The organism is Mesorhizobium sp. M0037, assembly GCF_040323635.1.
Lineage (GTDB): Bacteria > Pseudomonadota > Alphaproteobacteria > Rhizobiales > Rhizobiaceae > Mesorhizobium.
This window is the reverse complement of sequence record NZ_JAMYVB010000028.1, coordinates 55,149-61,611: the sequence shown is the minus strand read 5'-3', so window position 1 is coordinate 61,611 and position 6,463 is coordinate 55,149. Positions and strand designations below refer to the sequence as shown.

The 6,463-nt window shown below is 59.4% G+C and carries 4 protein-coding genes and 2 pseudogenes; 3 read left to right on the top strand and 3 right to left on the bottom strand.

Annotation, left to right across the window (positions count from 1 at the left end; all coding sequences use genetic code 11):
• Positions 1–298: 298 nt before the first annotated feature.
• A pseudogene (locus NKJ78_RS28925) lies at positions 299–649 on the bottom strand (response regulator transcription factor); the annotation flags it as partial.
• A 389-nt stretch (positions 650–1,038) separates the two neighbouring features.
• Between NKJ78_RS28925 and NKJ78_RS28920 the strand changes: the two are divergent.
• Together NKJ78_RS28920 and NKJ78_RS28915 are read left to right on the top strand one after the other, a co-directional pair.
• Positions 1,039–2,036: pseudogene (locus NKJ78_RS28920) on the top strand (ABC transporter permease).
• A 223-nt stretch (positions 2,037–2,259) separates the two neighbouring features.
• Positions 2,260–3,711: a hypothetical protein gene (locus NKJ78_RS28915; RefSeq protein ID WP_352460813.1), complete on the top strand. Its 1,452-nt coding sequence runs from the start codon at positions 2,260–2,262 to the stop codon at positions 3,709–3,711.
• Positions 3,712–3,935: 224 nt separating this feature from the next.
• On the opposite strand, the gene NKJ78_RS28910 is transcribed toward NKJ78_RS28915, so the two are convergent.
• Positions 3,936–4,406, bottom strand: a complete 471-nt coding sequence (locus NKJ78_RS28910) for a chromate resistance protein ChrB domain-containing protein (protein ID WP_352460814.1) — start codon at positions 4,404–4,406, stop codon at positions 3,936–3,938.
• Entirely contained in the window at positions 4,403–5,377 is a 975-nt protein-coding gene (locus NKJ78_RS28905) for a Fe-Mn family superoxide dismutase (RefSeq protein ID WP_352562763.1), read from the bottom strand. Before NKJ78_RS28905 ends, NKJ78_RS28910 begins: the two co-directional genes overlap by 4 nt.
• 108 nt (positions 5,378–5,485) lie before the next feature.
• Between NKJ78_RS28905 and NKJ78_RS28900 the strand changes: the two genes are divergently transcribed.
• Complete coding sequence (locus NKJ78_RS28900; protein ID WP_352460816.1) at positions 5,486–6,463, top strand: chromate resistance protein ChrB domain-containing protein; 978 nt, start codon at positions 5,486–5,488, stop codon at positions 6,461–6,463.

Here is a 6,463-nt window from a genome sequence, read left to right as displayed (position 1 = left end):
TCCATCCGGGTTCGAAAGCAAAATGTCTTTGACGGCAGCGCTGGCGGTCTTAACTTCAGTCTTGGTCATGGTGGCGTTCCTTCGCAGGAATCAGGTGACGTGAACAATCACCAGCCTGCCATGACCGCCCCCTCTCAGCGAATTTGCAGAACTCTCAGCACACTACCGCGATGACGGTGCATTAGCGAGCAACCGGACCAATGCGAGGTCATAAATTGTCGCTTCCATTTACGACGACCCTTGAACGCTACGACATCAAGCAAGGTCGCGGTCTGTCTCGAAGCGATGTGTTTGGCTACCGACTGATCAGGGCCCGCACGCGCTCAAGAACGTTCTCAATATGGAACGGCTTGGTAACATAGTCGTCCGCGCCCGCGTCAATGGCGGCCACCTTGTCGCTCCAGTGGTCGCGCGCCGTCAGCATCAGCACTGGCATCTTGCGGCCATCGCGCCATCTTTCCACTACCGAGATCCCGTCCATCTGCGGTAGGCCGATATCGAGCACTACGGCGTCATACGGCTGAGTGTCGCCGAGGAAATGACCCCTTTCCCCGTCGGACGCTTTGTCGACGATATATCCTGTATCGGCAAAGGCCGCGCAAAGCTGGCGGCTCAGTTCCTTATTATCCTCCACCACGAGTATGCGCATGCCGACTCTCCAATCCGCCGGATCTACTGGCGGGGGCAACGATGCGATTGCGAGGGTGAGGACCGGCAGCTTGGGTGCCAGCGTGGCCGATGCCCAGAGCAAAGAGCGAGTTCCGGACGCGCGGCGTTGAAGAGATGTCCCATGCCACAATTCTAGGTCGTCCAGACTGAACGTGGGATGAACATAGATCTCGCACTCTGCAAAAGGCGCTTAAGTCCCTTTTCTGAGACCACGATCTGATCGCTATACCACGTTGGCTGCCGCTTAACGCCATGATCGTCGCGGCAGTCGCGATCTAGGCAGATGCTCGACTTTTGAATAATCTTGCCAGGCAGGGCTGTCCCGAAGTTTTGCAAACCGGAATGCAGTCTGGCGCGAGGAGAGTTTATTTGTTTCGATATCTTGTCTGGCGCATCGCCGTGATGGTTCCAACGCTGCTGGTCATATCAGCGCTGGTGTTTACGATCATCGAACTTCCACCGGGCGACTATTTCGACAGCTATGTCGCCGAGCTTCGAGCCCAGGGCGAAGCGGTGGATTCCGATCGCATCCAGATGATGCGCCAGGAGTATGGTTTCGACCAACCGCCGGTCATTCGCTACTTCTACTGGGTGGGCGGGATGCTGCACGGCGATTTCGGTTATTCCTTCGAATATGAGCTGCCGGTTCGCGAAGTCGTCGGCGACCGGATGTTGCTGACCGTTCTGGTCTCGTTCGTCACGATCATCTTCACCTGGCTCATCGCCTTCCGATCGGCATGTACTCCGCCACGCATCAATACAGCTGGGGCGATTACGGCCTGACGTTCTTCGGCCTTCTCGGCCTTGCCATTCCGAATTTCATGCTGGCGCTGATCCTGATGTATTTCGCCAACATCTGGTTCGGCACGTCCATCGGCAATCTCATGGACCACCAATATCTCCGCGAGCCGATGAGCTGGGCCAAGGCGAAGTCGATCCTCGCCCATCTCTGGATACCGGTCCTGATCATCGGCACCGGTGGCACAGCAAGCATGATCCGGCGGCTGCGCGCCAATCTGCTCGATGAGCTGCACAAGCAATATGTGGTCACCGCGCGCGCCAAAGGGCTTCATCCGTTCAAGGCGCTGGTCAAATATCCGCTGCGCATGGCGCTCAATTTCTTCATTTCCGACATCGGCTCGATCCTGCCGGCCATCATCTCCGGCGCCGAGATCACTGCGATCGTTTTGTCTTTGGAAACGACCGGGCCGATGCTGATCAAGGCGCTGCAAAGCCAGGACATGTATCTGGCAGGGTCGTTCCTGATGTTCCTCGCCTTCCTGACGGTTATCGGTGTACTGATTTCTGACCTGGCGCTGGCGCTGCTTGATCCACGTATCCGGCTACAAGGCGGCAGCACCAAATGAACGCACCTGCGCAATGCATCGCGCGATCCCACGATCGGCACAGATCGGGCCTTATTTCGTTTGATGCGAGCCGGAGACAATTTCGCTTAGACCGTGGCCAAGGGACTGCCATAGACTGCGAATCAAATTGGATAATATGCCCGGTTCACCAGTGGGGTTTTTCGGGACTGGCGCGAGCAATGGTCCGCTTTCCCTTGTAGATGCGATCTGGCAAGACAGATGAATGGCGGATATCGAACATAACAGCCTTTCGGCGAGAGCGTTGCGCACCGTCTTTTCAGCAGGACCGGCTGCTGCCCTGGGTTGGCTTTTCCCAACCCCAGCTTCTGCCCATGCTTCCGAGCGCGGCTATGTGATGCTCCTGCCCACCGGATACTACGTCGCGGGCGGGGCAATCGCCGTAGCGGCGAGTTTTTTGGTTCTTGCGGCCCTCCCGCCCAGGCTGCTCGACCGCATTTCGGCATACCGCCTGCCAATTGGCCAATTCGGAGGCGCCGCGCGCCTGTGGATCAGCGTGCTCGCTTTCGTAGTTCTGGTCACACTGGTGGCGGCGGGCATTCTTGGCAGCCGAGATCCACTGTCTAATCCACTTCCGCTAACGGCGTGGACGCTGCTCTGGGTCGGACTGACATTGCTTCAGGGTGCATTTGGAAACGTTTGGTCTTGGATCAACCCCTGGAACGGACCGTGGCGGCTTTTCTCGAGTGTCTTCCTGGCATCTCGTGATCGCACGATGCCGGAAGCACTGGGTTACTGGCCGGCGGTGATTTTGTTTGCAAGCTTCGCCTGGTTCGAGCTGGTCTATCCGGCGCCTGATGATCCTGCGCGGTTAGCGTTAGCCATCGCGGCCTACTGGCTCGCGACCTTCGTATTCATGATCATCTTCGGCTACGAAGACTGGAGCCGGCGCGGCGAGTTTCTGTCCGTGTTCTTCCGAATGGTGTCGCGCTTCGCCATTGTCGAAGCTTCGCCGGATGTCGCGAGCAACAAGCGCCGCCTCTCGCTGTGCTGGCCGGGAGCGAAATTGTCGAAAGCGCAATCCTTGCCGGCGAGCGGCATGCTCTTTCTGTTGCTGACACTGAGCTCGGTCTCCTTTGACGGTCTGTCGAAGACCTTCCTATGGCTCGGCGCGAATGGCATCAACCCGCTCGAATTCCCGGGGCGCTCGGCAGTAGTTGGTCTCAACAGCGCCGGCTTGGTGCTGATGTTTGCCGTACTGGTCGCCATATTCCTCATCGCAGTTTTTTTGGGCGAGCGCCTGTCCGGGGGCGTCTCTTTCGGAAATGCGGCTGGGCTCCTTGTCTGGTCGATCGTTCCGATCGCGCTCGCCTATCATTTCTCCCACTATCTGACCGCCTTCCTAGTGAACAGCCAATATGCAGTCGTCGCTGTCTCGGATCCGTTTGGTTGGGGATGGAACTTGTTCGGCACGGCGCATTTGGCTGTCGGGGCGGGAGCGATCATGGGCTCCGATGCAGCGTGGATCATTTGGAACTTCCAGGCGGCGGCGATCATCGGCGGCCATATACTTGCCGTTCTGGTCGCGCATGGGCTGGCGTTCCGTCTCCACCCGGCGCGTAGCAGCGCGGCCCTCAGCCAATTCCCGCTGACTGTTTTTATGATCGGATACACGGTCTTCGGGCTGTGGCTGCTGTCCACGCCGACGGCCATCTGACGTCGGCAAGCTGCGCCTCGTACGAGCCGCAGTAGAGGCCGCGAAAGATATGAATGTAGGGCGCGACGAAGAAGAACGGTGCGCCGTTACTCCCGTAGTCGTTCAGTTCAGGTTTGACGAAGGTGAAAACCGGAAATCGGTGGTCAATCTACTGAGCGACGGGTTGCTTGGCTGACGTCCAGCGACGTCAGCTTTCGATTGGTCTACAATTCTTTAGCCTCCGCTCAGGCCGCTGCCGGCTTCGAGTCCGGCGGCCAGCTATGCGTCTCCGCCTTGCGGCCCGAGGCCCAGGCATAGAGCGCGTCGTAGATGACGAAGCCGTGCTTTAGCACCTCGTGGTCGTCAGGCGTCACATCCCGCAGACCCATGGATATGGCGAGCAATCCCGCCGACTGTGGCGTGAGGTCATGCCGGTCTGTGTCAGCGCCGCGCACGATCGCCGCGATGGTCACAATCGCCGGGTCACGCTCAAGGCCGTATTTCGACACGAAGGTGTCAAAGCTACAGCCGTCGCCGACATGCGTGAATTCAACGCCGGGCACGTCGTAAGGCGTCGCACCCGTTTCCTGGGCAACAGGGATCACCTGATCAGGCGCCACAAAGAGGAACTCCGGTTCGTTGTCGATGAAGCGCGCAATTAGCCAAGGGCAAGCGATCCGGTCGATAACCGGGCGTTCGCGGGTAACCCATTTCATGACGCAATCCCTTCTTCGCTCATCACCAGAGGGACGGTTGGTGCGCCAATCGCATGCCAGGCAGCGATGCCGCCTGAAAGCGCACTTGCGTCGACGCCGCGGCGGCGCAGTTCAACGACGGCGTCGCCGCTGACCTGGAAACCGTAGACACAGTAGACGATGACCGACCTGTCTCTAGGCAGTTCACCCGCCCAATCGGCGATCGTCTCGGGAGCTCGCAGCTTGGCTCCTGGCAGCATATCGCTGCGTTTAGCCAGATCCTCGGCGAGGCAGACGTCTAGCACGACGAGATCGTCTCCTTGATCTAGACGCGCACGCAGTTCCTCTGGCGCGATCGCTGGAACCGCGTCGTCCGATGCCGATCCTGTTGAAGGATCACGCTGTGCGACGGCCCGACGGTGGCGGGCAGCGACCCGTTCCCAATGGATGTTCTTCATGAAGGCGTCAACATAAGCGCCAGATTTGGCGCCGAAATCCATGTGGTAGGCGTGTTCGTACATGTCGAGCGCGAGGATCGGAATGCCGCCGGCAAGGCAGTTGGTGTGATCCGCTGCCCATTGGATCGTCAGCCGATCACGACGTTCCGACCAGGTCAGCAAGGTCCATCCCGACCCGCCGGCTTGCGCCTTCGCGCACGCCATGAACTTGGCGCGCCAGGAGGCCACGCTGCCGAAGTCGCGCTCCAGAGCTGAAGCGAGATCGCCGCCGGCATCTCCGGAGCCACCGAGCCCATCGAAATAGATTTCGTGCAGGATCGCTGAATTGGCGGCGACCAGTTCCTCGCGCTTCAGACCGTTGATGTCGAAGACCGGCACCGCGCCCCAGTCGAGTCCGTCGAGCCGCTCTTCAATTGCCTTGAGGCGACGAACGGCACCGCCATAATTATTTTCGTAGTGGCTTGCCAACAGCCGCTCGGATAGGCCGACGAGGCGAGGCGGCTTGAACGGCAGCGGCATGATGTGGTGTGGCATCGGTTCCCCCCTTTGCGGCACGGCCCGTCCGTGAGGAGACGAACGTTATGCTCAAATGGAAGATGATACAAGTGTTGCAATTCAGACCGCTCATGATACGGTTCGCCTATGAGTGAGGGGCAAGCCCAGGAGCAGCGCTGGCTGCTTCTGATTCATCAACTGCCAAGCAAGCCCGCCTATTTTAGGGTGAAGATCTGGCGACGGTTGCAAGGCATCGGCGCGGTTGCAGTCAAAAGCACCGTCTACGCCTTGCCGGCCAATGCCGAGATGCAGGAGGATTTCGAATGGCTCCTCCAGGAAATCGTCGCGGGCGGTGGTGAGGCGATGTTGTGCGAGGCACGTCTCGTCGACGGCCTGTCGGATGCCCAGGTGAGGGCGCTGTTCGACGCCGCCCGAGACGTCGATTACGCGGAGATCATCAAGGAAGCGTGCGATCTGGCCGATTCGATTAAGATGAACCCGACATCGGGGAGACATGCGGAAGCGCGTTCGCAACTCGGCCGCTTGCGCAAGCGGCTTGCCGAAGTCGTTACGATCGATTTCTTCGGCGCAAGCGGTCGCCTTGCTGTCGAGGGACTGATCGCCGAGCTCGAGGCACAGCTTATAGAGGACAAGGCCATGACCAAGGAACAAAAGAACGCGGCCGAGCCGGGTGAGCTCAAGGGCCGGACCTGGGTCACGCGCCGGGACGTGCATGTCGACCGGATCGCCTGCAGTTGGCTGATCCGTCGCTTCATCGATGCCGATGCAACGATCCGCTTCGTGGCGGGCAAGGGATACGTGCCGAACGACGGGGAATTGCGCTTCGACATGTTCGAGGGCGAAATCACCCATGAGGGCGATCGCTGCAGCTTCGAAGTTCTGCTTACCCGCGCCGGCGTCAATGATCCGGCACTCCAGGCCATCGCCGAGATCGTCCATGACATCGACCTCAAGGACAACAAGTTCGGTCGCGAGGAGGCGACTGGGATTGCCAGTCTGATTGCAGGCATCGCCATGGCGAACGAGAGCGACGAACAGCGGATCGCGCAGGGCGCTCCTGTCTTCAACAACCTCTATCAGTATTTCCGCAAGAAACGCGGATAA